The sequence below is a fragment of the Leptospira vanthielii serovar Holland str. Waz Holland = ATCC 700522 genome, assembly GCF_000332455.1.
Classification (GTDB): domain Bacteria; phylum Spirochaetota; class Leptospiria; order Leptospirales; family Leptospiraceae; genus Leptospira_A; species Leptospira_A vanthielii.
The window spans coordinates 16289-41817 of the sequence record NZ_AOGY02000007.1; the positions used below are offsets into that span (position 1 = coordinate 16289).

The 25529-nt window shown below is 37.3% G+C and carries 28 protein-coding genes; 18 read left to right on the top strand and 10 right to left on the bottom strand.

Annotation, left to right across the window (positions count from 1 at the left end):
- The first annotated feature begins 1 nt into the window (after position 1).
- Positions 2 to 922, top strand: coding sequence for a hypothetical protein (locus LEP1GSC199_RS00610; protein WP_002976120.1), 921 nt, complete (start codon positions 2 to 4; stop codon positions 920 to 922).
- A 42-nt stretch (positions 923 to 964) separates the two neighbouring features.
- Here LEP1GSC199_RS00610 and LEP1GSC199_RS00615 read toward each other — a convergent pair whose 3' ends face one another.
- Positions 965 to 2188 (bottom strand): MFS transporter, encoded by a 1224-nt coding sequence (locus LEP1GSC199_RS00615; RefSeq protein WP_039925672.1) that lies wholly within the window; start codon positions 2186 to 2188, stop codon positions 965 to 967.
- An 87-nt stretch (positions 2189 to 2275) separates the two neighbouring features.
- Here LEP1GSC199_RS00615 and LEP1GSC199_RS00620 point away from each other — a divergent pair, with 87 nt between their 5' ends.
- Positions 2276 to 3055, top strand: a complete 780-nt coding sequence (locus LEP1GSC199_RS00620; RefSeq protein WP_002976095.1) for an SDR family NAD(P)-dependent oxidoreductase — start codon at positions 2276 to 2278, stop codon at positions 3053 to 3055.
- Position 3056: 1 nt separating this feature from the next.
- Positions 3057 to 4250 carry a pyridoxal phosphate-dependent aminotransferase gene (locus LEP1GSC199_RS00625; RefSeq protein WP_002976048.1) on the top strand — a complete coding sequence of 398 codons (1194 nt, stop codon included), beginning with the start codon at positions 3057 to 3059 and terminating at the stop codon, positions 4248 to 4250.
- Here LEP1GSC199_RS00625 and LEP1GSC199_RS00630 read toward each other — a convergent pair.
- Both LEP1GSC199_RS00630 and LEP1GSC199_RS00635 read right to left on the bottom strand, forming a co-directional pair.
- Positions 4238 to 5200, bottom strand: coding sequence for a patatin-like phospholipase family protein (locus LEP1GSC199_RS00630; RefSeq protein WP_002976036.1), 963 nt, complete (start codon positions 5198 to 5200; stop codon positions 4238 to 4240). The two genes, LEP1GSC199_RS00625 and LEP1GSC199_RS00630, sit on opposite strands and share 13 nt — an antisense overlap.
- The gene (locus LEP1GSC199_RS00635; protein WP_002976149.1) at positions 5176 to 5409 is read right to left on the bottom strand and encodes an LIC_11321 family protein; all 234 of its coding nucleotides are present in this window, start codon (positions 5407 to 5409) and stop codon (positions 5176 to 5178) included. The genes LEP1GSC199_RS00630 and LEP1GSC199_RS00635 overlap by 25 nt, the downstream gene beginning before the upstream one ends.
- A gap of 223 nt (positions 5410 to 5632) precedes the next feature.
- On the opposite strand from LEP1GSC199_RS00635, the gene LEP1GSC199_RS00640 reads away from it, so the two are divergent.
- Together LEP1GSC199_RS00640 and LEP1GSC199_RS00645 are read left to right on the top strand one after the other, a co-directional pair.
- Positions 5633 to 6589, top strand: a complete 957-nt coding sequence (locus tag LEP1GSC199_RS00640) for a YjgN family protein (RefSeq protein WP_085988077.1) — start codon at positions 5633 to 5635, stop codon at positions 6587 to 6589.
- Between the two features lie 3 nt (positions 6590 to 6592).
- Positions 6593 to 7789 carry a M48 family metallopeptidase gene (locus LEP1GSC199_RS00645; protein WP_002976160.1) on the top strand — a complete coding sequence of 399 codons (1197 nt, stop codon included), beginning with the start codon at positions 6593 to 6595 and terminating at the stop codon, positions 7787 to 7789.
- Here LEP1GSC199_RS00645 and LEP1GSC199_RS00650 read toward each other — a convergent pair.
- Complete coding sequence (locus tag LEP1GSC199_RS00650; RefSeq protein WP_002976093.1) at positions 7747 to 8667, bottom strand: GDP-mannose 4,6-dehydratase; 921 nt, start codon at positions 8665 to 8667, stop codon at positions 7747 to 7749. The genes LEP1GSC199_RS00645 and LEP1GSC199_RS00650 overlap by 43 nt on opposite strands.
- Positions 8668 to 8753: 86 nt before the next feature.
- On the opposite strand from LEP1GSC199_RS00650, the gene LEP1GSC199_RS00655 reads away from it, so the two are divergent.
- From LEP1GSC199_RS00655 to LEP1GSC199_RS00670, 4 genes are read left to right on the top strand one after another with little or no spacing between them, the layout of a single operon-like run.
- Positions 8754 to 9767, top strand: a complete 1014-nt coding sequence (locus LEP1GSC199_RS00655; RefSeq protein ID WP_002976055.1) for an LIC_10202 family protein — start codon at positions 8754 to 8756, stop codon at positions 9765 to 9767.
- Between the two features lie 3 nt (positions 9768 to 9770).
- Positions 9771 to 10838 (top strand): glycosyltransferase family 4 protein, encoded by a 1068-nt coding sequence (locus LEP1GSC199_RS00660; RefSeq protein ID WP_002976157.1) that lies wholly within the window; start codon positions 9771 to 9773, stop codon positions 10836 to 10838.
- The gene (locus LEP1GSC199_RS00665; protein ID WP_002975976.1) at positions 10835 to 11884 is read left to right on the top strand and encodes a glycosyltransferase family 4 protein; all 1050 of its coding nucleotides are present in this window, start codon (positions 10835 to 10837) and stop codon (positions 11882 to 11884) included. The genes LEP1GSC199_RS00660 and LEP1GSC199_RS00665 overlap by 4 nt, the downstream gene beginning before the upstream one ends.
- Before the next feature lie 2 nt (positions 11885 to 11886).
- Positions 11887 to 13056 (top strand): glycosyltransferase family 4 protein, encoded by a 1170-nt coding sequence (locus tag LEP1GSC199_RS00670; protein WP_002976039.1) that lies wholly within the window; start codon positions 11887 to 11889, stop codon positions 13054 to 13056.
- Here LEP1GSC199_RS00670 and LEP1GSC199_RS00675 read toward each other — a convergent pair.
- The 3 genes from LEP1GSC199_RS00675 to LEP1GSC199_RS00685 are packed head-to-tail and all read right to left on the bottom strand — an operon-like array spanning position 13037 to position 15790.
- Complete coding sequence (locus LEP1GSC199_RS00675) at positions 13037 to 13849, bottom strand: inositol monophosphatase family protein (protein WP_002976014.1); 813 nt, start codon at positions 13847 to 13849, stop codon at positions 13037 to 13039. The genes LEP1GSC199_RS00670 and LEP1GSC199_RS00675 overlap by 20 nt on opposite strands.
- Positions 13849 to 14718, bottom strand: a complete 870-nt coding sequence (locus LEP1GSC199_RS00680) for a DUF4870 domain-containing protein (protein ID WP_002976102.1) — start codon at positions 14716 to 14718, stop codon at positions 13849 to 13851. Before LEP1GSC199_RS00680 ends, LEP1GSC199_RS00675 begins: the two co-directional genes overlap by 1 nt.
- A 1-nt stretch (position 14719) precedes the next feature.
- Positions 14720 to 15790, bottom strand: a complete 1071-nt coding sequence (locus LEP1GSC199_RS00685; protein WP_002976016.1) for a toxic anion resistance protein — start codon at positions 15788 to 15790, stop codon at positions 14720 to 14722.
- Positions 15791 to 15981: 191 nt separating this feature from the next.
- Here LEP1GSC199_RS00685 and LEP1GSC199_RS00690 point away from each other — a divergent pair, with 191 nt between their 5' ends.
- The 4 genes from LEP1GSC199_RS00690 to LEP1GSC199_RS00705 are packed head-to-tail and all read left to right on the top strand — an operon-like array spanning position 15982 to position 19084.
- The gene (locus LEP1GSC199_RS00690; RefSeq protein WP_002976024.1) at positions 15982 to 16599 is read left to right on the top strand and encodes a tyrosine-type recombinase/integrase; all 618 of its coding nucleotides are present in this window, start codon (positions 15982 to 15984) and stop codon (positions 16597 to 16599) included.
- A gap of 55 nt (positions 16600 to 16654) precedes the next feature.
- Complete coding sequence (locus LEP1GSC199_RS00695) at positions 16655 to 16993, top strand: STAS domain-containing protein (protein WP_002975971.1); 339 nt, start codon at positions 16655 to 16657, stop codon at positions 16991 to 16993.
- 7 nt (positions 16994 to 17000) lie between these two features.
- Entirely contained in the window at positions 17001 to 18437 is a 1437-nt protein-coding gene (locus LEP1GSC199_RS00700; protein ID WP_039925675.1) for an ArnT family glycosyltransferase, read from the top strand.
- Positions 18434 to 19084: an SGNH/GDSL hydrolase family protein gene (locus LEP1GSC199_RS00705; protein ID WP_002976082.1), complete on the top strand. Its 651-nt coding sequence runs from the start codon at positions 18434 to 18436 to the stop codon at positions 19082 to 19084. Before LEP1GSC199_RS00700 ends, LEP1GSC199_RS00705 begins: the two co-directional genes overlap by 4 nt.
- On the opposite strand, the gene LEP1GSC199_RS00710 is transcribed toward LEP1GSC199_RS00705, so the two are convergent.
- Both LEP1GSC199_RS00710 and LEP1GSC199_RS00715 read right to left on the bottom strand, forming a co-directional pair.
- Complete coding sequence (locus tag LEP1GSC199_RS00710; protein WP_002972444.1) at positions 19073 to 19864, bottom strand: type III pantothenate kinase; 792 nt, start codon at positions 19862 to 19864, stop codon at positions 19073 to 19075. The genes LEP1GSC199_RS00705 and LEP1GSC199_RS00710 overlap by 12 nt on opposite strands.
- Positions 19865 to 20620: a biotin--[acetyl-CoA-carboxylase] ligase gene (locus LEP1GSC199_RS00715; protein ID WP_002976006.1), complete on the bottom strand. Its 756-nt coding sequence runs from the start codon at positions 20618 to 20620 to the stop codon at positions 19865 to 19867.
- Between the two features lie 59 nt (positions 20621 to 20679).
- On the opposite strand from LEP1GSC199_RS00715, the gene LEP1GSC199_RS00720 reads away from it, so the two are divergent.
- Positions 20680 to 21495, top strand: a complete 816-nt coding sequence (locus LEP1GSC199_RS00720; protein ID WP_002976030.1) for an SDR family NAD(P)-dependent oxidoreductase — start codon at positions 20680 to 20682, stop codon at positions 21493 to 21495.
- A gap of 12 nt (positions 21496 to 21507) precedes the next feature.
- Positions 21508 to 22395, top strand: a complete 888-nt coding sequence (gene metF / locus LEP1GSC199_RS00725) for a methylenetetrahydrofolate reductase [NAD(P)H] (protein WP_002976002.1) — start codon at positions 21508 to 21510, stop codon at positions 22393 to 22395.
- On the opposite strand, the gene LEP1GSC199_RS00730 is transcribed toward metF, so the two are convergent.
- Positions 22360 to 22857, bottom strand: a complete 498-nt coding sequence (locus tag LEP1GSC199_RS00730) for an MORN repeat-containing protein (RefSeq protein ID WP_002976124.1) — start codon at positions 22855 to 22857, stop codon at positions 22360 to 22362. The two genes, metF and LEP1GSC199_RS00730, sit on opposite strands and share 36 nt — an antisense overlap.
- An 84-nt stretch (positions 22858 to 22941) precedes the next feature.
- On the opposite strand from LEP1GSC199_RS00730, the gene LEP1GSC199_RS00735 reads away from it, so the two are divergent.
- The 3 genes from LEP1GSC199_RS00735 to LEP1GSC199_RS00745 are packed head-to-tail and all read left to right on the top strand — an operon-like array spanning position 22942 to position 25516.
- Complete coding sequence (locus LEP1GSC199_RS00735) at positions 22942 to 23301, top strand: response regulator (protein ID WP_083901897.1); 360 nt, start codon at positions 22942 to 22944, stop codon at positions 23299 to 23301.
- A gap of 2 nt (positions 23302 to 23303) precedes the next feature.
- Positions 23304 to 23906 carry a chemotaxis protein CheX gene (locus LEP1GSC199_RS00740; protein WP_002976143.1) on the top strand — a complete coding sequence of 201 codons (603 nt, stop codon included), beginning with the start codon at positions 23304 to 23306 and terminating at the stop codon, positions 23904 to 23906.
- Positions 23906 to 25516 carry an ATP-binding protein gene (locus LEP1GSC199_RS00745; RefSeq protein ID WP_039925677.1) on the top strand — a complete coding sequence of 537 codons (1611 nt, stop codon included), beginning with the start codon at positions 23906 to 23908 and terminating at the stop codon, positions 25514 to 25516. The genes LEP1GSC199_RS00740 and LEP1GSC199_RS00745 overlap by 1 nt, the downstream gene beginning before the upstream one ends.
- Positions 25517 to 25529: the final 13 nt, after the last annotated feature.

Consider the following 25529-nt stretch of genomic DNA (forward strand, 5'->3'; position numbering starts at 1 on the left):
CATGCCAAAATGTTTCCTCGGTACATCCTTATATGAAGCCTGCCCTCCTAGCTGCAGGCATTCATTCGCTAAACAAGACATAGATGAAGATTGTATTGCGAAAAACAAACTAGAGGCATTTTTACAGGATAAGGTTACATTTAGAATTGGGTTCTCTGCATTTTCCCAAATTCCAGCAAAAACTTTGGAAAAGTTCCTTTGGACTTCTAAAGACAATTTAGAATTAATCTCCTATTTTCTTTATATTGGGGAACCTACACTCGTTCGAGAAATTATTGAGTCTTTTTCCAACCATACTTTGAGTTATCTTTTCAAATGTGATTTTGAAAATTACATGAATATCAGAGACTCTATCAAAAGAGAAAAATCCATTAAACACATGTTTGATATACGAAGTTTCAAGTATTGGACATTTGTTAGTTATTTACGCATTTGCGATCTAATTCAGTATTTTGTTCGTTACTTGAAAGAACCAGAGTATGCATGTCAGTTTATAGTGATATTGCCATCAGAAATTGTATCAAACCTTAACAAATACACTGGTCTGGATTTTGAAGAAGAAAAGTCATTATACAATGCTTTAGGTGATTCCATCTACGAATTACCATTACAGTCCCCAAAAATCTACGAACATATAATGCAATTGTTTGTGGATGATCCAGAAGTTTCGATCATTCTTTCCACAATGGAAGGACTCATTGAAAGGCAACAACTGATTCTAGAAATGAGTGAAAAACTCACAAACTACATTGGAGAACATAGAATTGATAAAAACTTTCAATTTATTTTTTCTGAGATGGCTGGAATGGAAATTGGAATTGCCTCTGAAATTCTCAACCAACTGCTCGAAAAAAAGATGATCACTATATCTCAAAAAACTATGATTCTCGATTTTCTTGAAACTGGAAAATTAGAATTGTAGAATAAACTAACCTTCGCTAGTTTATTCTACATATTTTTAAAACTATCCTGCGATTTTTATTTTTTTAGCAAGATAAACACTAAACAACATACAAAATACAGAAATCATTCCAACCAATTCATAATTTACCAGTTGGTTATCTGCGTTTTGGACCAAAATGAGTCCAGCAACGTAAGACGCCGCTCCCGAAGAAATCTGTTGGATAGCCGAATTCACAGACATAAAACTTCCCCGAATTCTTGGCTCTACAGCAGATGTGATCATAGCAAAGGCAGGAACCATTCGCCCCGAAACCAAAATCATAAAACAGGTAGTGACGATAAGAACGACGGGTAATGAAGTTTTTGTCAAAGTCACAACCACTACAATAGGAATCACTGCCAGAATGGAAATGATTTGGTAAATTTTTAGTTTTCCATACCTGTCGGAAAGTTTTCCGATGATCCAACTGGTAAAAAATGTAAACAAACCCCCGAATAAATAAATATAAGGCAGATCGCTTATCGCTAAACCAACGTTAGATACTAAAAATGGACTTAAAAAGGGAATGACGGTAAATCCGCCAAACATCAAAAAAACCATAAAAAGGAATGGGGCCATATGATCTTTTTTGGAAAGCACTTGTTTTAATGATTTGAGTTGGGACTGCTTTGGATGAACATCCGAATCCAAATGGTAACGAATTGATGGTAATACTTTGTAACCAATCGGCAGAATTAAAAAACCTGCAATTGCCAAAGACAAAAATGGGAAGTGCCATCCATATTTATTTGCTAAAGAAAGCCCAATAGGAACTCCAAAAACTGATGCGACCGAGAAAGAACTCATCACAACACCTGTCGCAGTTCCCCTTCTAAATACTGGAATGATATCTCCAATGATGGATAAAACCGTTGCCCCAATCATTCCCCCGAATCCACCGGCAACGACCCTTGCAAAAAGTAAAAATCCATAGTTGGGAGCAAAAGCACATAACAATGTCCCGAAAGAAAATCCAAAAAACAATACAAGAAGACTCATTTTACGGTCATAAGAATCTAAAAACAAAGCGCCGATCAGTCCAAAAACACCAGCACTGATGGAATAGGAAGAAACGAGAAGTCCAAAGGCAGCAGAATTGATTTTGAAACTGTCCATAAATACAGGTCCAAGTGGCATCATGATGACAAAGTCCAGGATGTGTAAAAATTGGAGGGCCGCAAGGATGAAGATGATGGCTCTTTCTTTTTGGATGGTATGAAGCGGATGGCTAAGAGGTTGGCTCATAAAACTAATATTGACCAAGCGTTCAAAATTTCCAAAACTATTTAGTTTCGAATTGCCAACTTTTGCATTCAGTAATAAATTTCCCTAATGAAATATGCTCTAATTACTGGTGCTTCCACAGGACTCGGAAAAGATTTTGCTCTGACTTTGGCTAAAAAGGGTTATACTCCCGTTTTGGTTGCAAGAAGTGCCGATCGATTGAAGTCTCTTGCCACAGAAATCAAAACCAAATACGGATTACAAAGTGTCGTTATCGCCCAAGACTTGGCCAAACCCAAATCGGCAGAAGTTTTATACAAAGCGGTGAAAAAACTAAAACTAAACATCCACTGTTTGGTGAACAATGCAGGTTTTGGTATTAACGGTGAATTTCATAAAAATTCCTTTGAGAAAGAAGCAGAATTGATCCAACTGAATGTCACTACTCTTTCAGAACTTTGCCATTTCTTTTTGCAAGATATGGTGGCAGCTAAAGACGGTTATATCTTAAACGTTGCCTCCACTGCTGCCTTCCAACCGGGACCGCTGATGTCAAGTTACTATGCCTCAAAAGCTTATGTTCTTTCCTTAAGTGAAGGACTTGCCGAAGAAGTTCGAGATTACGGCGTTACTGTCACATGCGTTTGCCCAGGGCCAACACAAACGGAATTTTTTGAAAGAGCCAATATGACTAAAATCAATCTAGTAAAGTCATCTTTTCTGATTATGAAATCGCAAGATGTGGTGGATATTGGACTCGATGCACTGTTTGGAAAAAAGGTCGTAAAAATTACGGGATTCTTTAATTTCCTTTTAGCACAGTCGGTTCGATTTTCTCCCAGGTTTCTCGTTCGTTTGATTGCTAAATATTTACACCAAGCAGGATGATTTGGCCGATTTCCCTTTTTCTTTTTCCAATCGTTTTCAGTTGTTAGGTGATTTGAATTCAGAAAATAAAAACTACCAAACAAAACAAAACCTGGAAAAGTCAGGAAAAACAATTTTGGATCTCACCATTTCCAATCCTACAAAACTAGGATTGGAATTCCCCCCGGGAGCTCTGTCCCATATACTTTCCAGTTTGGACCTCTGTCAGTATGATCCAATTGCCGAAGGATTAGAATCCACGAGATCAGTGATTGTTTCCGAATATACAAACAGGGGAATCCAAACCAAAATATCGGATTTGGTTCTAACAGCCAGTACTTCAGAAGCCTATTCTTATATTTTTAAACTATTCACAAATCCAGGTGATGAGATATTAACACCAAACCCTGGTTATCCGTTATTTAGTTTCTTAATTGGCCTTGAAAATCTAAAAGAAGTCCACTACCCATTAAAGGAAGATCCAAAAACTGGGAAGTGGATTTATTCTGCGGAAACCATTGCCAATTGTGTAAGTACAAAAACCAAACTAATTGTGTTGGTCAGTCCCGCAAATCCAACTGGTTCTAGAACCACCGGTAGATTTTGGAAGGAATGGGAGACACTGGGAATCCAAATTCCAATCCTATTAGATGAAGTTTTTGTAGGGTATGAATTTTCCGGGGATCCCCACGAGATTCCTGATTCGCCTAACTTCCCATTATTGGTCTGCAATGGATTTTCTAAAATGTTAGCCCTTCCCCAGCTCAAACTAGGTTGGATCCTGAACCAAAGCCCAGAACTCTACCGATCAGAAATCCAGAAAAATTTAGGATTCATTGCCGACACTTACCTTTCTGTCAACTCTCCAGTCCAACTTGCGACTCCTGAACTTATCCCTTGGAAAACAATGATTCAAAACCGTATTCGAACAAGAATTATGCGAAACCTAGCGGAGTGTCATTTCTTTTCAGAGGGAAACCCAAAAATCAAAAACAAATCCGCAGTAGAAGCAGGATGGTATTTTTTATTTGAAATAGATTTGGAAAGAAAAGATGAAGATCTAGTTTTGGAAATTTTATCAAAAACAAATGTGTTTGTACATCCGGGGTCTTGGTATGGATTTTCGCATAACCGCTGTATATTAATAGTAAGCCTAATTTCCGAGGAAGAAACTTTGCGGAAAGGTTTAGAGGTCCTGCAGTCCTATCTTAAATAATCGAGGATTGCCGTTTTTTGTGCCAAAGCATCCGCTTTTCCTAATTCAAAAGTTTCCCTGACTCCTTTGGGATTAGTATAATCAAAAGAAGTAATTGGTAAAGGTTTAGATGGAGTGATCAAATAAGATTTTGCCAATAATTCTGGGTCTTTTCCCACTATCGTATTTGGTTCATAGTGGATTCCAATGATTTTTGCGTTAGGCGAAAAAGTTTCAATCATCATATTATTGGTCAACCCACCATCCAAATAATATTCATTCCCTACAGATTGAAAGTCTACGATCGGAGGAATGGATGATGAGTTCATGATGAATTGTTCTATCGTTTCTGAATTCACAAAGTCTTTCTCTGTAAAATCCACATCTACCATATTCCATTTTTTGATCATCTCAGCAGTCCGGTTCGCAGGGATCCCATCCGACCGGTCTCTATCGTCCATAATAAATGCCCGACCCGTTTCGGAGATTAGTCTGGCCAAACGAAACTTGTTCTTTAGGGAATCTTCCTTAGGATGAGCCTTCACCGAGTGAATCCAAATTTTGGCACCAGATTCCAAAACCTTATCGAACTTCATTCCAAAACGGATGGTTCTGCGGTACATATCTTCGTGAGGAAAGGTGGATTCTCCCCGAAGAAAATTCGAAAAATGAAAGTTACGCGAATTGCGTTTTGTGATTTCTTCAAAGTATTCTACGGATTCTTCTTCTGTTTGGGAAAGGATACAAAGTGCCATAGCGGCGCCTGCGGATACGCCAGAAACTTCTGTAAAACGGACTCCCCATTCGCGAAGGGTTTTCCCAACACCTAAGGCATAAAAGGCCTTACAGCCACCACCCGCAATGGCAAGAGAAGCATCATAGGAGGGAAAAATTTTGACTAGTGTTTGTAAAACTTGTTCTCGAACGCCCATAAAATCAACAAATTCTATTCCCCTTCCCACCGAAAGCATAGAGTATTATTCTCTCCTAAAAATCTGTCAAAGTATAAACTAGCGCGACAATCTTCTTCGGTCGCAAGAAAGAAATCATATCCACCGGCCGGATATTTAATTTTACAACATCCCTTTTTGTCCTTACGATCCGGAGGTTGGCGCACTGACTTATCTTGACCCTTTAAATCTCCGAGAGTCGGAGGTAGTTCTTGTCTAGAGTCAGCCATCCTTTCTGATGCAAAGACCAGAAAGAACAAGAAAGTAAACAAAATAGTCCGCATTCTGTACAGGTAGACATGGTTAAAGGCAAGCAAGTTCGGCAATTCCTAAAAAAGTTATAAATCAGATTCAATTGTACGATTTGTATTTCTTATGGATAGGAAATATTTTTCTTTACCCATTTATAAAACCTTTTATAATCTCCCCACTAATCATCCTTTGGGGACATCAATGAACAATACAAGACTACAATACCATGCCACGGGAGGGCAGCTCTTCATCCTTTTATTGAAGAACATGTTTCTTACCGTAGTAACTTTGGGGATCTATAGCTTTTGGGCCAGAACCAATGTGCAAAAGTTTATGGCAGAAAATTTAGAATGGGCAGGAGAACGTTTCTCCTTCCACGGAACAGGAAAAGAGCGCTTCATCGGCTTCCTCAAGGCTTTAGGTATTTTCATAGTATTATATATTGGTATCTATATCATTCAAACCATCCTTGCTTACATTCCTATCCCTTACTTCGGAATGATTGTAGGGTATCTCCTGACATTAGGAGTGGTTCTGGCATTGGTTCCTATCATCGTGGTTGGTGGCAGAAAATATCTTACTTCACGTACAGGTTACCGCAACCTTCGTTTTGGTTTCGATGGAAAGATTTTAGAGGTAGCAAAAATTTATGGAAAAGGCATCCTACTAACAATCATTACACTAGGAATTTATTACCCTTGGTTTTTTGCAGAAAAAGAAGCATATATACAGAGTAAAACAAGATACGGAAATACAAATTTTGGATTCTCTGCGGAAGGTAAGGAAATCTTTTTCCTCTATTTAAAAGGATTTCTTCTGAGCATCGTAACTCTCGGAATCTACTATTCTTGGTTTTTGGCAGATATCCAAAATTACATTTGGAACAGAACCAGTTTCCAAGGCAAAAAATTCCGATCTGATATCACTGGTGGGAAGATTTTTGTTAATTTTCTCATCGCTTATTTGATCATCCTATTTACTTTAGGAATTGGATTTGCTTGGGCTGTTGTCCGATTGACCAAACTTTTTATTGAGTCAGTTAGTTTGGAGGCAGAGGTTGATTTCTCTACCATTTCAGCGCAACCAGATGCAACAGCGAATGCTACCGCGGAAGGTTTGGAAGCACTTGCGGAAACTTTAGAAGCCTTCCTATCATAAACATTGTTTCAAAACCAAACATTTACATCCCGATATTTTGACGGAGTATCAGCGGTCCCCGAAGAAGGGACCGTACTGATCCACGGGCAAGTCATCGATTTTTCTTCCGCAGATACTGCACATAAACTCAGTGTATCTCAATTTGCTGAATTTACTTTGACGCATAAAGGTTGTAAGCTGGTATTAAGACCTGACGAAGTGAAAGAAAGCCCTGTTTTGGAAATTATTTGTTCCAAAGAGGACGCAAAACAATTAGAATCCCTTTGGATACAGACAAAAAAATCTCAAAGCCATGCACATGCTTTTTTTTATTCTATTCGAGAAATGAACCCCCTTGTGTTGGGAATTCTTTCCATTTTGATCGTTTCCGTAATTGGTTTTTTTTATTTTAAAGGATTGGAATTGGTTACCAATTTAATCCCGGTTTCTATGGACAAATCACTCGGTGAATCTGTTCAACTCAAAATGGATGCACAATTTGAAGAATGTAATACCAAAGCAACAGATAGATTCTTTGCGGAAGCACTAAAAAAAATTGTGCCCCAAGGTAGCCCACACCAATTCAAAGTCTCTGTGATTGGATCCACTATTCCGAATGCCTTTGCACTCTCGAACGGAAAGATTTATTTTTTTTCCGGATTGCTAAACGATGCCAAATCGCAAGAGGAAGTTATAGGAGTTTTAGCACACGAAATTGCCCACGTGGAAAAAAGACACCACATGAGAAATTTAGTAAAGGCAGGAGGAACATCACTTGCTATCAGTTTGTTAGTTGGTCCAGGCCTAGGAAATATGGAATTTCTGGAGACGTTTACCGAACTTGGATCCACAATTCTTGTTCTAAAATTTTCTAGAGATTTTGAAACGGAAGCTGACATCACATCCATCGAATATTTAAAGAACCAAAATCTTTCGACTTCTGGACTTCTCACCTTCTTTCAACGGATGCAAGAATTAGAAAAAGAAACTTTGGAATCCGAAGACAAACCAGCGAACGCCAATGCCAAAGACGAAGAAGTGGTAACAAAATCACTCACTGATTTTTTAAGTACACATCCTGCTACAGAGGAACGAATGAGGGCACTTAAAACTTTGATTCAGTCGGACAAAAAAGGCTCTATCAGAAAAATTGTATCTGATAAAACATGGAAAGAAGTTCAATCTGTTTGTTTAGATTTTAAAAATTCTGACTCTAAGTGATTATAAATCTGAAAAAGTGTTTCGCTTAAGCTATGTTTGTTTTTCCAACCTAGCGCTTTTAATTTAGAATTATCTCCATACACCTTGGATGTTTCGGATGCTCTAACGCGTCCAACATCCACTTCAAATTTTATATCATGACCAGAAAATTTGACTAACTCTTCTACCATATAACGAATACTTCGCTCTTCCCCGGAACAGATATTATAAATTTCACCAGACTCACCCTTTTCAATTAAAGTTAGATAACCGCTAATGATATCCTCTACATGTGAAAAATCTCTCGTCGGTTCTAAGTCCCCAACTGCAATGGTTGACTTTCCGGAATGTTTGGCTTCGATGATTTGGGAACAGAAATTAGGAATGACAAACTCTTTACGTTGTCCAATCCCAATATGATTGAAGGGCCGAGCAATCACAACAGATACAAATGGGCTATAATGAGCATACTGTCGGCAATAGGACTCTGCTGCTAACTTACTACCGGCATAAGGATTTACTGGATTTGGTAAAAAGGATTCTTTTAAAGGAAGGAATGAGAGGTTTTGTTTTCCATACACATCTGCTGAAGAAATGTACAACATTTTGCACGGCCTTTGTAACCGATGTAAAGACTCCAATAAATTTAAGGTCCCACCCACATTGATTTCTTCTGTTTCCCATGGATTTTCTATGGCAATAGGAACAAAGGCTTGAGCTGCCAAATGGATCAGGATATCCGGCTGAATTTCTTTTAACTGATTCACCACCGTGTTTCGGTCGCGAATGTCACCTTCAAAACAATGGATTTTGGACTCGCCTTGCAATTCAAGAGCTGGAAGTAGATAACTTCCTACAAATCCGCTGGCCCCGGTGACTAAAGTTTGTTTTTTTTTCATAGAAAAGGGAAAATTCCGATTCGGCCCTAAGATTTAGTTGCCATTCTTCCAATTTTCCAAATCCTCTCAAGAAAAGAAAGAAAACTGTGGAAGACAAAAAGAAATTCAATCCATCCCCCTTTGTCGAAGTCCGCGACCCGCAGTTAAACGTATCGGAACTAATGCAGGAAATCGAATCGAAGATTCCTCTGGATCCTTCCCAGGTTGCAAATTGGTTGGAACTCACAAAGTTAAGTTACAAACCAGAATCCCCACAAGGATTTAGAAAATTTGATCCTGCAGGAACAGCACATCTCTTCGAAAAAGGGATTTCCAGTCCCAAGTTTTCAAATCCCAAGTTTTGGTTTATCAAAGGCCCGATCAAATATATCCTCACTCGCCTAATATCCGTTTACGGACTAATCGATAAAAAACTTTCTGAAAATAGAATTCGTGCCTTTTTTTCTGTATTACATGAACTCGTCCGTCTGGGAAAAAGAATAGAACAAATTGAAAACAGATTTGATGGTTTTTATCGAGATCACTTATTACAAACTTCTTCAAATGCATTGCCTAACTTTGGTTGGGCGGCAAATTCTTACTTTATCGATGCAGGTTCTAATCCGGCCTGGAAAGTTGCTTTAGAAGATATATCTATAACAAAGGAAATTGCAGTATTGTTTCCTGAGTGGGGGGACATCCTAAAACAACTTTCTATAATGAAAATTCCATTTCAATGTATTACTTCGGATGAAAACGAATTCCGATTCATCCAAAATAAAATTACAGCTACTATCCAATTAGAAACTAAATTATTTCCGTTAAAACGAATCCTTAAAAATTCTCCAGATATTTTAGTTTACTTACCACTAAACCGATTTCCTTCATTTTGGATCGAAAAAATATTCGCTGAAATTTCAAATTCGCTCCCCAACGGAAATCATTTCTATTTTTCCGTATTGGTCAAACCCAACGATTCTAATCGTCCATTCAGCGATCTACAAGCTTCAGAGATTAACTTAGACAAGTTACCAAACTATTTAGAAACTCTGGGTTTTAAACAAGTTCGAGATCTTTCTGCAACAGAAGACACAAAAGTATTCAGATATACAAAAAATTGATACATGAATGTTTTTCAACATTTAGATGAGCTAAAAGATTCGGATGGTGTAGGTAACGATGCCATTGGACTTGCTGAAGTTTTTAATTCGCTAGGTTACAAATCACATTTCATCACTAGATTGCCAAGAAAAGGTAAATCTTTAAATAGCCAGTTCCATCTCACAAATAATTTCCAGTATCCAACTACAGCTGATGACATTCATATTCTACACTATGGTGGAGCAGGTTATCCTTATAGTTTGTTTCTAAATTTACCAGGGAAAAAGATAGTAAGGTTTCATAATATAACACCCGCTATCTTTTATAAAGATACAACCACTCCCGATATTTACTCTGCAATGGAAAAGTTTGAATCTCTTTCCTATCTGGAGATTGCTACTTTAGCAATCATTTCTGATTCCATTTGGTGTGACTCAGAGTTTAATTTACAAACCATCTCAGAATATCAATTCAGAAACCCATATATCATTCCGATTTGTAAATCTTATGATATTGTTTCTAAAACGGAACCAGTATATCGAAATCATTCTTTGGTATTTGTCGGACGTTATTCTCCTCAAAAAAAATGGGAAGATTTAATTGAATTATTCTCATACTGGATTCAAGAATTTCCAGATGCTAAATGTTTATGTATTGGATCTGTCATTGGTGCTTTCGATGGTTACTTTGATAAGCTAACAGAAACAGTACGGAAATTCAAATTGGATGGAAAAGTTGAATTTCTTACAGGAAAAACGGATCCAGAAGTACTCTCTATTTTAAAGGAAACGGGTGCATTTGTTTCCATGAGCGAACACGAAGGATTTTGTCTGCCCATTTTGGAGGCTTTTGGTTCGGGGATTCCAGTTTTTGCTTATGCTGCCGGAGCCATTCCTGGAACTATGAAAGGGGCAGGATTCCTTTTCAAAACAAAAGATTATCCTTCCGTTGTAAAACAAATGAAAGATAATTTATTTCAGATAGAAAAACGAACTTCCTTGATTTCCGGACAATACAAAGTATTGGAATCCTATAACCAATTCCCATTTCAAGAAGTAGTTTCAAACATTCTCAATTCCGGTATTCAATGAATATACATCAGTTTTCCGCAGGATTCCAATTAGGTGATGCCATTTCTCAAGAAATGTTGGAGATTAAGCGATTACTTTCCAAAGAGGGATACCCTGGAAAAATATTTGCGGAGAATATTTTCTCCTATGATCGAAAATATGCAGAAAAACTTACCAAAGCAAATATCAAACCAAATGATGTGTTGGTATATCATCATTCTATCCACAGTGAAGTTCTAAATTTTGTTTTAAAGTTTCCAAATAGAAAAATTCTTATTTATCATAATGTTACGCCTGAAGATTTTTTTTCTGGGTATGATCTAAAATTTTCTTATTTATTACGAAAAGGTCGGGAAGATTTAGAAATTATCAAGGATCACTTTCATCATTCTTTTGCCGTTTCCAATTTTAATTTAGCCGAGTTAAAGGAAATAGGATTTAAACACGTTCGATTACTTCCGCTTCACCTGAACTTCCAAAAATGGAAAGATGTTCCAAGAGATCCTAAATCAAAATCACTTACACAGCCATCCTTTTTATTTGTAGGTCGTATAGCGCCGAATAAACGACAGGACGATTTGATTCGTTTTGCAAGAACATGGAAATCAAAAATGGGCAATCAATTTTCCATGCGAATGTTGGGTTTCTGTAATCCAAACCAACAATCCTATATGGATGAACTCAATTTTATGATTCATCATTTAGATTTAACAGAAGAAGTAAAAATCATTTCTTATGTAGATGAAAGAATGTTAAAAAAAATCTATTCGGAAAGTAACATATTCCTCTCCATGAGTGAACATGAAGGTTTTTGCGTTCCCCTTATGGAAGCCATTTATTTTCATCTTCCTGTGATTGCCTTCGCAGCAGGGGCAGTTCCAGAAACATTGGACCACTCTGGAATCCTTTTTGAATCGAAAGATTTTGAATCTCTTGTTCCCCTAGTTGATTCTATTTTTAAAGATTCTGATCTGAGAAATTCCATAATTCATTCACAAAATTTAAGATTAAACGAATATTTAGAATCTACAAGTATCCTACCACTTCTTGAAGTAGCCAAACCGTAATTATGGCAAAGATTCTTATTATCACCGCACGTTTCCTGGAACATGCTTCTGGCGGAGCCGAAAAATTAGCATACGATTATGCATCGATTCTATCAGAATCCAATGATGTTACAGTCTGTACTTCTTGTGCTAAAGATTATGTAAGTTGGAAAAATGAATTTCCAAAAGGTGATAGTGTAGAAAATCAAATTCGTATCATTAGATTTCTGGTTAAACAAACTAGAAATATAGGTAAGATGAATCACATCTTAAATCGGTGTTTAGAAAAGGGTGATTCCGTTTCAGACAAAGAACAATTTGAATTTTTGAAAGAACAGGGACCCTATTGTCCTGACTTGGTAGATTACGTCGCTAATGAACAAAATTCTTTCGACATAACCATCCTTATCGGATATCTTTATTACCCTGTTGTAGCAAGCATTCCTAAATTAAAAATTCCCTTTGTCATCGTACCAACGTTTCATGATGAACCTCCTTTTCGGCTTCCTATGTATCGAAAGACTTATTCAAACCGATATATATACAGTTTTAATGCGCCCGAAGAAATGTCTGTCTATGAGGCTTATACAAAACAAAAGGCCCAGTTCTATTTTTTAATTGGAACCTATGTCAATGATACTTTAAAAAATCCAAAACCAGTGCCCTCTCATTCAAATCAACTAATTACAATTGGCCGAATAGAACCAGCAAAAGGTTATCCGGAACTTTTTGAATTTTTTCAGATTTGGAAATTATTTTCTCATAGAACAGATGTTACCATCAAATGTTTAGGTTCGATCGCTTCCATGGAAACGCCGAAGGATCCTTTGATTGCATTTACTGGTTTTGTCAGTGAAGAAGAAAAAAATTCTGAAATCCAAAAGTCCTTCCTTTTACTCAATCCATCTGCCTTTGAAAGTTTTTCCATTTCAATAATGGAAGCCTGGATTCAAGAAAAAGCTGTGCTCGTGAATGCAAAATCCACTGTAATGCGAGGGCATTGTTTACGAAGTCAAGGTGGACTCTTTTATTCAGATTCTCTTTCTTTCCAAAGAACTTTGGATTTTTTATTGGAAAATCGAAAAATTGCCACTCGGTTGGGTCAGAATGGCAGAGAATATGTATTGGCAAATTTTAGTAAAGAGGTGATTCGAAAAAAACTAAACCAGATGGTTAATATGCTACTCGATTGATTTGCCCTTCAAATTCAGCTAACAAGTATTCATGTACAAGGCCATTGGTTGCGAGTAAACTCGGAATCATAATAGAAAAGTCATTACCATCCATGGATGTAATTTTTCCTTTGGCTTCTAGAACAATGAGGCCAGCCGCTGCCATATCCCAAGGTTTTAACCCAAGTTCGTAGTATCCTTCAAACTTTCCTTCGGCTAACCAACATAAATCGAGAGTTGCTGCTCCTGTTCTACGGATGCCACGAGATTTTTGCAAAATGGATTTGTAATACTGCATAAGAGTATCTAATGATAGATTCCGATCATAAGGAAATCCTGTAACAAAAAGAGAATCCTTAAGAGAGCTCGTATTAGAAACTTGGATGGGAGTTTTTTCTCGAAAAGCACCTTGACCTTTGATTGTATGATAATAGGTATTCAACTCTGGAAAAAAAACCATTCCAACAAGAGGGATCATAGTATCAGTTTCCACAACGCCCACTGAAATGCCGTATAACGGTAATCCATGAGTGTAGTTTGTAGTTCCATCCAAAGGATCTACTACCCAAGTGTAACCTGACTTACCTTCTATCTTTCCTCGTTCTTCCGAAAGAATCCCGTCAGCAGGATAATTTTTTTGGATCTCATCCAAAATCATGGACTCGGCTTTTAGATCAGCTTCTGTCACTAGGTTGTACAAACCTTTTTCATCTACCTTTAGTCCCGATTCTTTGTGTTTTTGCACTAAGAAGTCGGAAACTGTTGGAAGGAAATTTAGAAAATGATAAGACCTATCTAGTAACTCAGATTGCATCAATAACCACCAAATTCGATGTTTTTCTTCATAGCGGTGATCTCAACATCTAAATTTAGGGTTTCATCTGCTTTCAGTTTATTTCTTACTTGTTCGGTAGTTTTGATCACTTCACTGAGTAAAGAGTTAAGTTCAGTTTTTCTTTTTTCGGTCTCTGCAGAACCCGCATCGGCACTCACCTTATTGTATTGGCTCAAAATCTTAGATACAGTTTCAGGAAAGTAATTCAAAAATTGTTTTGCCTTTCGGTAAGACAAAGGGTCTTCTGCCAGTCGAACACGCAAATCAGAAAGGGAATGTAAGTATTCAGTACTCAATCCTTGGAGTGTTGGATCAGTGAGCGATTTGGATTCTTTTTCTGTCAATACTCGAAATCCATCCAAACGTTCCATTTGTGATTTGTATTCCGTAAACTCGACTTTATCTTCAAATTTTTTCTTTAGTTCGTTCCAGTTCTCTTTGGTTTGGCTGGATGAAAAAAGAAGAGGGAAAAAACTAAACGGATAATGGTGGGCTTTTCCAATGGTAGTTCTGTATATCGCAATTCCCAAAAAAATAACATGAAGGAATGCCATAAGTACGTAAGAGAAAACAAGTAAAACCCGATCATCACCAAACTTAGCTCCAAACCCAAAAAACCCCAGAGATAACAAAGCCTGTAAATATATTGCCTCTAGCGATTGTTTGGCGGAATAAGAAGATTTATTTCTCGAAAGCCAGATAACAAATGGATAAACCATAACACCAAGCGAAGAGATAAAAAAGGGGAAAGGCAATAAAGCCATTGGATAGGTTAGGATTGTAGAGAGATGGGCACGCCTTGCCCATTTCTTTTCTTCTTGGTTTTGTTCCAATTGCAATTCGGTCATGCTATTTTGATTCCAATAGTTTTTGTTTGATTTCTGATTCGATTTTAATCATTTCTTGTTCTGCAGATTTTCGTTTTTGACGACCATCTTCTTGGATTTTTAAAGTTTCCGTAATGGTTTCAATCAACTGTTGATTTACATTTTTTAATGTTTCGATTTCAATGATTCCTTTTTCGGATTCTCTCGCAATTTCCACAGTTCCCGTTTTCAACATCTCAGCATTTTTCTGAATTAGGTCATTAGTTGTTTTGGAAACTTGTTTTTGTGCTTCCAGTGCCTTTCTTTGGCGTAACAAACCTAATGCGATTACAATTTGATTTTTCCAAAGAGGAATTGTGTTTAGTATGGAACTTTGGATTTTTTCGACAAGAACTTGGTTACCATTTTGAATGAGGCGGATCTGCGGTCCTGTCTGTAATGAGAGGATTCGAGTGAGTTTTAGATCGTGGATTTTTTTCTCAAATCGATCCACCATTTGTATCATATCTTGGTATTGTTGAGAGGCCAAGGTGTCACCTTGGGCTTTTGCTTTTGCCAACATCTCAGGTAGGATTTTGTCTCTTAACTCCTTAACTTTTTGATCCCCAGCAGCAATGTACACTTGGATTTCTTTAAAGTATTCCAAGTTCTTCTCATATAACGCCTGTAATAATGTTATGTCTTTTGTAAGATTGGTTCGCGCTGTATGTAATTCTTCCACAATCTTTTCGATTTGGGATTGAAGGTCTTCAAATTTGGCCAGGAATTTCCTGGATGCGTCAAAAAGGCCTCCAATCAGTGGAATTTTGGACAAAGTGTTCCCTTCACCCGCAAAACTATCCAAATTCAAATCTTTGATTTTGAACAAAAGGTTATTTAAAAGTTCACCAGCATATCCCGAATCTTTTGTTTTGATTTCGGAAAGAACTTTGTCAGCAAATTCAGAAACCTTGGCTTGTGCAGAGGCTCCGTAAGAGACAACATCGTTCGGATTATTGAGTTTAATCTGTCCTGTTAGTTCCTCAACTTTTTGTAAATCTTCCTTTGTGAGTTGCAGTTCCGGGTCATTCGTTTTCAGTTCCAAAGAGTCCATTCGTTTCTGTCCTTTATCGTTTCTCCCAAAGATAGGATCGTTTTTAGAATATGAATCAAGCAGAAAATGGGAAGGTGCAAAAACATGAACAAGTAAATTTATTTCTTACGAATTTAGATCCAAAACTGCGGTTTGGTGACAATTTGATTGCATAGATTGTTATAACTGTTACATTCCTGCGAGAAAAATATATGCTAAATAATAATTTGAAATTACCAGCCCTCCTCCCACAAGTTCTGACTGTTGATGTCATGACACTTGACAACCGTTTGATTGACCAATCCGAAGTACGAACTCTTTTGTTCAAACTCCGTGATCGAAACTACCTCCATTACTTAATCATCAAGTTTTTGGTGTGCACAGGTCTATCACTCCCAGAAATTATCCATCTCAAAATATCAGACTTCAATCCAGAACGGAGTCTTTTCAAATTAAAGAACGGTGGTCGTTTGCGTAGACGAAAAATCTTTATTGAACCTAACTTAGCATTGGAACTTTATCGTTACTCATCCGAGTTCTCACCCACCGACTATCTATTTCCCGGTCGTTATGGAAAATTACGGACGAGAACCATTCAAAAAATTCTGAAGAATGCAAGTAACCTTATCTCAAGAGAAATCCATATCCCCTTCCTTCGTGATGTGATTGCATTGGATCTTTTCAAAAAAGGTTTTCCTGTTTGGGAAATCCAAGAGTTTTTGGGACATAGATCCACTCGTTCTACTAAACAGAGAATATTATTGCACATTCCGGTCGAAGAACGAACAGATCCGCGACTTTTTAATCGAAACAAAAACCAAGCAGCTTAGAAATTTCTTGAACCTTTGGTGTTTTCGGAGATTCTAGTCACCAAGTAGGCTCGCTTTGGAAATTAAGACCAAAAAAATTGGAAAGCACACACTCGTTCACCTTAACGGTCGTTTGGACATCACCCATTCGGATGAAGTGGAGGCCAAATTGGCCGATGACGTGCAAAACGGCGAGGGCGACATCATCATCAACCTAGAGCTTATCTCTTACATCTCCTCCTCTGGAATCCGCATCTTTGTTGGGATGGTTCGGGAGTTAGACAAACAAGGTAGAAAGCTAAAACTTTGCTGTATCACACCTCCAGTCAAAAAGGTGTTCGATGTGGTGGAACTTTTGGACTTGTTTGAAGTCTTTGAGACGGAACAAGAAGCCGTTAATTCCCTCTCCAAATAATAAGCGCGTGGCTTACGCCTCGTTTTTCATTATCTCTGCACTATTTTTCTTCCAGGTCTGGATCAACTTGGGTATCTTCCCGGTCGTTTGGCCTGATGAAGTTTTGTTTTTTTCCCCTGCGTTGTCTTTTGTTACCAATGGCCATCTACAAACCGATGTTTTGAATGGCCTCATCCCCGGTATGGAATCCAAAACCCTCTGGATGCCGCCACTGTATTTACTTTTCTCCGGCCTTTCTTTATCTATTTTTCCCGACACACTAACAACAGTTCGTATTGCAAATGTAGTCATTGTTTATACAACTGCTGTAGGTTTTTATTGGTTATTGAGAAGAGAATCTCTATCTGAATTTGCCAGCCAAATTGCATTAGCTAGCATCTTATGGGAACCACTTCTTTTTCGTTTTGGAACTGCTGCCAGGATGGAAGGGCTCACTGCATTTTTCTTTATCGCAAGTTTACTTTTTGCAACTAACAAAGACAAATCGAAACAATGGTATGTTTTTTTAGCAGGTGTAACACTCTCACTTTCTTTTTTATCTCATCCCATTGGTGCTTCCTTTGGACTCGTAACGCTTTTTTTGGTTTGGAGAAATTTCGGCTTAAAATCCCTTCCTTGGTTTTTCGTTGGAGGGATTCTCCCGATTTTGTGTTGGTTGTATTACATCCATCCGAATTGGGATTGGTTTGAAATCCAATTTGGTGCACAACTCACACGAAAACGAAACCTACTCGAGACTTTCACTCTTATTGACAAAGTAAAAGTTTTTTCCTTCGGTTTCGGATTTCCAAAATTCCGATTGGTTATCATCCTAACAGAGCTCACTGCTTTGACTTTGATTTCCTATCAACTCTTCAAACAGTCTCGAAAACTAGATCAAAAATGGATTTTGTTTTGGATTTGGATTTTATCCATTCTAATTTCTTTATATACCTCTTCAGAAGGATGGTATGTTTTCCATATCCTTTTCCCGCTAGCTTTCGGAATGGCTTTGTTATGCGATTCTAAAACATTCAGTTCGAAATTAACTTTTGTGGGTATTTTATTATCTCTTTTTGCCTTACTCTATACAAATCACATTCACTGGTACAAAACAGATTCAAAACAAATTTTAGAATCACATTTCCAACACTTAGAAATGAGTTTGGCAAATTCTAAGTCAGTGTATTTACAAGCTCTTCCCGATCCTTATTTCACCTTACGAAAAAACCGTCCCGATTTGAATATTTTAGAATTTATCCCAGGTGAGTTGGACATTCCTTCCGAAGCATACATCCAAACCATTAAGTCACGCGACAGTTTTGTATTTTACGATGACCAATTAATCAATCATGTCATAAAAGATTATTTAAAAAAATCTTCTTGGGAAAGAGAGGAATGGGAAATTCCTGTTCCCAACAATCATTGGTTACACTATAAAACCATTGTTTATACAAAAAAATGAACATCAAGGTTCCCGATAAAACCTTCATCATCTTAGTATTCTCTATCTTTTTGTTAATTGGTTGTTACCATTCAGATAAACCAACAAATCAATATCTATCTCTTCTAACTGGAGTGTCAATGGATCGCCGAATCACAATTGTTGGAGATTCTTTAGGACAATGGTCGGATGGGTTTGGGCTAAAAACAAAACTCACCCCAGGATTTAAAGTAACAGATATTTCGATTGCTGGTTATTCGACGGAAGATTGGTTACAAAATAAAAATCGTCTGAATGAGATTCCTACCGATCTTTGGATATTGGAACTAGGAACCAATGATGCTATGGTTTATGGAACGAGTGGATTTGAATCGAGGACCATAGAACTCATTAGTTTTTTGGAATCTTCCCAATCCTCAAAGGTGATGATCACTACAATTCCCTTAACCAATATGGCTTCAATCCGGGAAACCATTCGAACTAATAACCAAATCATTCGCCAACTCAAAGAAAGTAGAGTTAACCTAGATTATGTTGAAATTGAATCTTTATTTGAATCGTATAAAGATGAAGTTCCACTATATCCCACTTCCGACCCCATCCATCCCAATCAAATTGGCTACGAAATTATGGGTGAGGCCTATCGTAAAAAAATATTAGGAATTTAAATCAGCTAATATTTTTAAACCTTTCAAAGTCATCATCGGATCAATTTCATCAAACACTTGGTTATGCGAAGCATGGATGGTGGTGACAAGTCCCCCCGTTCCGACTACTACATAATCTCCTGGATGTTCTTCCTTGATTGCCCTTACAATTTCTTTTAACAAACCTATCCAACCAAAGAAAAACCCAGCCTGAATAGATTCCACTGTGGATTCGCCTAAGACTCGTTTGGGTGAACCGAATACAATGGGGGGGAGTTGGGCTGTATTACGAGTTAAGGCATCCATGGAAATTTTAAGGCCTGGAGCAATCACACCACCCACATATTCTGGTTTTTCATTGATCACACAAAAGGTGGTCGCAGTTCCCAAGTCAACAAGGATGGCCTTCTTTCCTGGATAAGTTTTGGCACAGTAGGCTGCATTGACCAACCGGTCTGCACCAATTTCGAACGGACGAGGATAACTAATTCCAAAATTGAGTTTCATTTGGTAATGAACACGAAGTGGATTTACATTAAACCAATCTTCCAACATACGTTCTACAATTGGATTCAATGAAGGAACTACACTTGAATAGATGGCTGTTTTTACTCGATCGGCCTTTACGTTTTCCTGAGTTAAAAACCCTTTCAAAAAAAGCCCAAGTTCATCAGAGGTTCTGTCTCTTCTTGTTACTGTTCTTTTGTGAAAGTCAGGAGTGTCCTCTCCTTCACGAAACACCCCAAATACGGTGTTTGTATTTCCCACATCGATAACTAATAATAATGGTGATTCTGACATTTATATAATCCGAAATTTTGGTGAAGTGTCCATAAGTTCAATCTTTTCGCCGGTTTCGGTCATGATGAGAAGGAATCCTAATTCATCAATTCCCAAAACGCGACCACGAACGATTCTGGATTGCCATTCGGTTTCAATCACTTTGTGTTTTAATAAGGAATGGTCCTCAATCCAAACTAAATCTTTAAGGACTTGCCCTTGGTCTAACAACGAAATCACAGATTGGTTTAGATCAACAACCAATTGGTTAACAAATCGTTCTAAAACTCCTTCCTCGAGTGCTGCGTCAGATAAAAAGGAGGCTTTTTCTTTCAATGCATCCGGGATGGCGTTTCCGAAAAAATTAAGCCCAATTCCGATCACCACATCAAAAATTCCGTTCGTGAATTCTGATTGAACTAAAATTCCTCCGACTTTCTTATCTCTACGATAGATATCATTAGGCCACTTAACTGTAGTGTCCTCTTCCCGTTCTGGAAAAAAATGAAAAATCGTTTTTAAAACTGCAGAAGATACAAAAATCGATAACAAGGGAAGGGAAATTTCTGCAGCCGACAATCTGATTTTACCAGAAAAAATCAGTGGATCTTCGCCTAACGATTGCCAAACATTTTGCCCACGTCCTTTTCCGGCAGTTTGTTCATCGGCAATCACCCACGAACCAAAGGGAATTTTGGCATCGTGAATCCACTCATTTGTAGATGTGACAGTAGAAAGCCTGTGACCAAGTTCTGATTTTAACAATCTATATTCCATGCGTCTATTTCTCATTCGATTCGGATTGACGAAAGTAAAAAAAGCGCTAGATTTCGGATATGAAACTATCGGGAAATACAGTACTTATCACTGGATGTGGAATGGGAATCGGTGCTTTAACAGCAGAACGGTTAGCAAAAGAAGGAAATGATATCATCGGCGTTGATATCAAGTTGCCATTATTAAAAGAAATTCAAACCAAAGTGGAATCGTTAGGAAGAAAATTCTACGGTTTTGCCTGTGACCTTTCTAAAGAATCGGACATAGAATCTCTTATCAAACAAATCAAAAAGAAACACCTTGTGTACCAGATTCTAATCAATAATGCCGGAATTGCTCCGAGTGGACCTTACGATGGAAAAGATTTTTCCGTTTGGAATAAAGCCATCCAAATCAATGTCGCTGGCCCTATGAAATTGGTATATCTCTCTCTCCCCATCTTAAAAGAACAAAAAGAAGCTGCCATCATCAATCTAGCAAGCATTGCTGGGAAATTTGGAACCGAAGGAACTGTGACTTATTCTGCAACAAAACATGCTATGGTTGGTTTTTCCCAAGCCCTGAAAATGGAACTTTACGAAACACAAATTGGTGTTAGCTGGGTTTGCCCAACAATGGTCAATACCAGAATGATCGATGGAGTCAAACCTTCCCTATTTACCCCGATCATCGAACCCTCGCAGGTAGCCGATGCAATTGTTTATGCTATCAGAAAAAATCCTGGTGAAGTTTTGGTTCCTTCTTATTTGCGAGCGTCCATTGTCATCCTCCCGGCTTTGTTTCCAAAATTTGCACTCTGGTTGGCGGTGAAAACAAAAGCATCAAAAGGTTGGCTCTTGGCTAACAAGGGGCTTGAGAAAAATATTCCTGTTTAGAGGATAGGTTTTATGCACATTTCTCAGGTTCTCGGTAAAAAACAAACAACTATCAGCTTCGAATTTTTTCCTCCAAAAAATGAAGAAGCATCTGAGGATTTGTTTCGAAACATCCAAGAATTGTCTCAGATGAACCCAGCCTATGTAAGTGTTACTTATGGGGCTGGAGGGTCGACAAGAGACCTCACACATGATTTGGTTGTAAAACTCCAAGAACAAACTGGTTTAACAATCATTAGTCACCTTACGTGTGTCGGCTCTACCAAAGATGAAATCCGAGACATCCTCAAACGTTACGAAAAAAGTGGAATTCACAATATCATGGCTTTGCGCGGGGATCCACCTAAAGGACAAACCGAATTTCAAAAAACGGAAAACGGGTTTGCCTTTGCTGGTGAATTAGTTGGTTTTATCAAAAAGGAATTTCCGCAAATGGGAATTGGTGTTGCTGGTTTTCCCGAAGGACACCCTTCTACTCCCAACCGCTTAAAGGAAATTGAATTTTTAAAATGGAAGGTTGACCAAGGAGCTGATTACATTTGCACCCAAATGTTTTTTAACAATAACTACTTTTATGATTTGGTGGAACGATGTGAAATTGCTGGGATCAAAGTTCCTATCATCGCCGGAATAATGCCGGTCACTTCCAGAAAGGGAATGGCGCGAATGGCAGAATTGTCACTCGGAACTAATTTTCCGGCAAAACTATTAAAGTCCCTTTCTCGAGCAGAGGATGATGTTTATGCAGAGAATGTTGGCATCCATTGGGCAACAGAACAAGTAAGAGATCTACTCGATCACAAAGTTGCCGGTATCCACATGTATACGCTTAACAAATCTAAGGCGACTCGGAAAATTTATGAGTCACTGGGGATTCGGAATTTCGACAGTATTGGTTGATGACGATGTCGGTGAGATCCCTATCCACCGGCTATCTTTCCAAGTTCCTTCCAACACCAAACTCCCTTTTGCATTTACTATTTTTGCATTACCCTGCAAGTGATTATTTTCCCAGTAACCATTTAAAATCAATCCATCACAATAAAGATACTTCCCTAAACCCTGGCGTTTTCCTTTAGAATACAAACCAATATATTTGTCTCCATTCGCATAACGGTAGACTCCTGGACCTTCTTTATATCCGAATTGGTATTCACCTTCAAAAACATCACCATTAGAATAATAGTAAATCCCATAACCATGTTTGATATCTTCGAAGAATTCTCCATCAAACCGATCTCCATTATCATAGATAACCTGGAATTTTCCATTCCTGCAATTTTCACCGTCACAAATTTTTTGATTCGACTTACAAAGGCAGAAAAGGTATAAAAATAATAATAATAAGTATTTGGATCGCATGTATTGCTGGGGAGATGGTTTTTTTTCCGTCAATTATTAGGTGCAATCTCATATATAAACTAGTTCGGAATTAAGGCAATACATATGTCACAAAAAAAAGCGCTAATCGTAGACGATAGCACAGTTACTCGTTTAATGATCCGAAAGATTATTTTAGATAAATACCCAGATTGGGAGATTTTGGAGGCAAGTTCCGCTGACGATGCCAAGACACTTTTAACCGACCATCAAGATATAGATTTTTTCACATTGGACCAAAATATGCCAGGTAATCTATCCGGTTTGGATTTGGCAGAAGACCTCAAGAAGAATTATAAAAATACAAAAGTGATTTTGATTACAGCTAATATTCAAGATGCAATCAAAAATAGAGCCAAATTGATTGGAATCGATTTTGTAGAAAAACCAGTTACGGCAGAAAAAATAATTTCGCACTTGGATTGAAAATGAATTTTCTAACTGAAATAGAACGAGATTCTTTATGCGAACTATTCAACATTAGTTTGGGTGGTGCGGCAAAATTAATGAGTGAAATGATTTCTGACGAAATTTTACTCACCGTACCTAGTCTAAAACTGATCACAACAGAAGAAGCAAAAAATATCGAATATCTTGCAGACCAAGATGTTTGTACAATTGAACAAAAGTTTGTTGGTGGAATTGGTGAGGGATCTGCGTTTCTATTATTTCATAAAAGTGCAAGTTTGGAAATCGTCAAAATGATGATGAAAGACTATGTTGCCTTAAATGAAGTTTCACAATTCGAGAAAGATGCGTTAAGCGAAATAGGAAACATTATCTTAAATGCTATCTTATCGAATTTGGCAAAAATGTCTGATTACAAAATCGAAACCCATATTCCAGAGTTCTTTGCTGGAAAATATGAAGAACTACTCCTCAGGCGAAGTCCAAAAAAAGACAATTCTATTCTTTTAGTTTTTATTGATTATAAACTAAGTGGGAAAGATATTAAAGGTTATATATTTTTCATTCTTAATTTCGATAGCATCAAAAATCTTTCTAGAGTACTAATTAAAAAGCTGAAGTAGTGAATTCTCTTAGTGAAAAGCACCTATTAACGATTGTTAAGAAATCCGGAATAGGAATCCTAATTCTAGATAAAAATCTCAATATAGTTTTAGTAAATAGTTGGTTTATTAAAAGCTCAGGCTTCAAAGAAAAAGATTTGGTTGGTGCTTCTTTTTCGTCCGTTTTTCCCGAGCTAAAAAATACAAGAACATTCAAATCCGTTGAACTTTGTTTAGAGTATTCACAGTATTCAATATTGACACATACACTAAACCCATTTCCATTCCCCCTTTATGATAATAAAAAAAACAGAGAAATTGGAAATCGTATATACCAATACTTACACATCATACCTATCTCCATCGAAGGCGAAACTGACCCATTTTGTATGATTCAAATTTCAGATGTTTCGCAACAAGTTGTTCGCGAAAAACTTCTACGCGAAAAAATGACTCTAGCCAATCAAAGAGAAGTTGAAGCACAAAAAGCATCACAAGCAAAAACAGATTTTTTAGCGTCGATGAGCCATGAAATTCGAACTCCATTAAATGCAATCCTTGGAATGACAGATACCTTAAATGAAACAGATTTAACGGAAGAACAACAAGAGTATTTAACAGTTCTTCGAAATTCAGGAAAGGCACTTTTTAATATTATTAATGATATTCTAGATTTATCTCGGATCGAATCTGGAAAACTAGAAATGGAACATATCCATTTTTCGATTCGAGACCTAATGAGTGAAACTGTTTCCTTATTTTATATGAAAGCGAAAGCAAAAGGAATCAATTTACATTTTCATATAGATGATGAGATTTCTGAGAGTATTGCCGGTGATTCAACAAGATTACAACAAGTTTTAATTAATCTATTAAGTAATGCGATGAAATTTACAGAAAAGGGAGAAATATTCGTTAGTACATTGTTATGCGAAAATAAGAAAAACATAAAAATCTCGGTGGAAGATACGGGAATAGGCATTCCATCAGAAAAATTGAATTCCATTTTTGAAAGTTTTACGCAAGTAGATAGTTCAACTACCAGAAAGTATGGGGGAACTGGACTTGGGTTAACTATAACAAAAAAATTAATCCAATTAATGGGTGGGGAAATTTCTGTTGATAGTCATGTTGGAACCGGATCTAAGTTTTCTTTCGAAATTCCGTATGAGGGTTTTATCAAACGAAATTCAGGAATTCACCAACACTGGCTTAATTTAGAACTTCCAAACCCAGAGAATTTTCCAAGCTGTAATATACTTTTAGCAGAAGATTCCGAAGAAAATATATTTATCATAAAAACTTTTTTTCGCAAATACCCAATCCATATCAGTATTGCCTATAACGGAAAAGAAGCTTTAGCTAAATTCAAAACCCAAAAGTTTGATATCATTTTGATGGATATGCAAATGCCGGAAATGGATGGGTTAGAGGCTACAAGAGAAATAAGAAAAATTGAAGTAGCAAATCAAATTAGAGCAAGTGACTCAGTTCCCATCATTGCCATTTCCGCCAATGTTCAAAAGGAAGATATTAGTAAAAGTTTTTTAGCGGGAATCACATCCTATCTTCCAAAACCAGTAAGAAAACAAGAGATTCTAAAATTAATGTATTTTTATCTGGCGATGTAACCATCTTATTTTA

Bases quoted from the DNA above. Each gene is read 5' to 3' on its own strand.
- LEP1GSC199_RS00650 (WP_002976093.1), bottom strand. From the start codon at position 8,667: ATGAAAAAAAAACAAACTTTAGTCACCGGGGCCAGCGGATTTGTAGGA.
- LEP1GSC199_RS00735 (WP_083901897.1), top strand. From the start codon at position 22,942: ATGTCACAAAAAAAAGCGCTAATCGTAGACGATAGCACAGTTACTCGT.
- LEP1GSC199_RS00720 (WP_002976030.1), top strand. From the start codon at position 20,680: ATGAAACTATCGGGAAATACAGTACTTATCACTGGATGTGGAATGGGA.
- LEP1GSC199_RS00620 (WP_002976095.1), top strand. From the start codon at position 2,276: ATGAAATATGCTCTAATTACTGGTGCTTCCACAGGACTCGGAAAAGAT.
- LEP1GSC199_RS00675 (WP_002976014.1), bottom strand. From the start codon at position 13,849: ATGCAATCTGAGTTACTAGATAGGTCTTATCATTTTCTAAATTTCCTT.
- LEP1GSC199_RS00730 (WP_002976124.1), bottom strand. From the start codon at position 22,857: ATGCGATCCAAATACTTATTATTATTATTTTTATACCTTTTCTGCCTT.
- LEP1GSC199_RS00665 (WP_002975976.1), top strand. From the start codon at position 10,835: ATGAATATACATCAGTTTTCCGCAGGATTCCAATTAGGTGATGCCATT.
- LEP1GSC199_RS00710 (WP_002972444.1), bottom strand. From the start codon at position 19,864: ATGTCAGAATCACCATTATTATTAGTTATCGATGTGGGAAATACAAAC.
- LEP1GSC199_RS00715 (WP_002976006.1), bottom strand. From the start codon at position 20,620: ATGGAATATAGATTGTTAAAATCAGAACTTGGTCACAGGCTTTCTACT.
- LEP1GSC199_RS00685 (WP_002976016.1), bottom strand. From the start codon at position 15,790: ATGGACTCTTTGGAACTGAAAACGAATGACCCGGAACTGCAACTCACA.
- LEP1GSC199_RS00740 (WP_002976143.1), top strand. From the start codon at position 23,304: ATGAATTTTCTAACTGAAATAGAACGAGATTCTTTATGCGAACTATTC.
- LEP1GSC199_RS00630 (WP_002976036.1), bottom strand. From the start codon at position 5,200: ATGCTTTCGGTGGGAAGGGGAATAGAATTTGTTGATTTTATGGGCGTT.
- LEP1GSC199_RS00640 (WP_085988077.1), top strand. From the start codon at position 5,633: ATGAACAATACAAGACTACAATACCATGCCACGGGAGGGCAGCTCTTC.
- LEP1GSC199_RS00705 (WP_002976082.1), top strand. From the start codon at position 18,434: ATGAACATCAAGGTTCCCGATAAAACCTTCATCATCTTAGTATTCTCT.
- LEP1GSC199_RS00680 (WP_002976102.1), bottom strand. From the start codon at position 14,718: ATGACCGAATTGCAATTGGAACAAAACCAAGAAGAAAAGAAATGGGCA.
- LEP1GSC199_RS00635 (WP_002976149.1), bottom strand. From the start codon at position 5,409: ATGGCTGACTCTAGACAAGAACTACCTCCGACTCTCGGAGATTTAAAG.
- LEP1GSC199_RS00610 (WP_002976120.1), top strand. From the start codon at position 2: ATGCCAAAATGTTTCCTCGGTACATCCTTATATGAAGCCTGCCCTCCT.
- LEP1GSC199_RS00615 (WP_039925672.1), bottom strand. From the start codon at position 2,188: ATGAGCCAACCTCTTAGCCATCCGCTTCATACCATCCAAAAAGAAAGA.
- LEP1GSC199_RS00670 (WP_002976039.1), top strand. From the start codon at position 11,887: ATGGCAAAGATTCTTATTATCACCGCACGTTTCCTGGAACATGCTTCT.
- LEP1GSC199_RS00660 (WP_002976157.1), top strand. From the start codon at position 9,771: ATGAATGTTTTTCAACATTTAGATGAGCTAAAAGATTCGGATGGTGTA.
- LEP1GSC199_RS00690 (WP_002976024.1), top strand. From the start codon at position 15,982: ATGCTAAATAATAATTTGAAATTACCAGCCCTCCTCCCACAAGTTCTG.
- metF (WP_002976002.1), top strand. From the start codon at position 21,508: ATGCACATTTCTCAGGTTCTCGGTAAAAAACAAACAACTATCAGCTTC.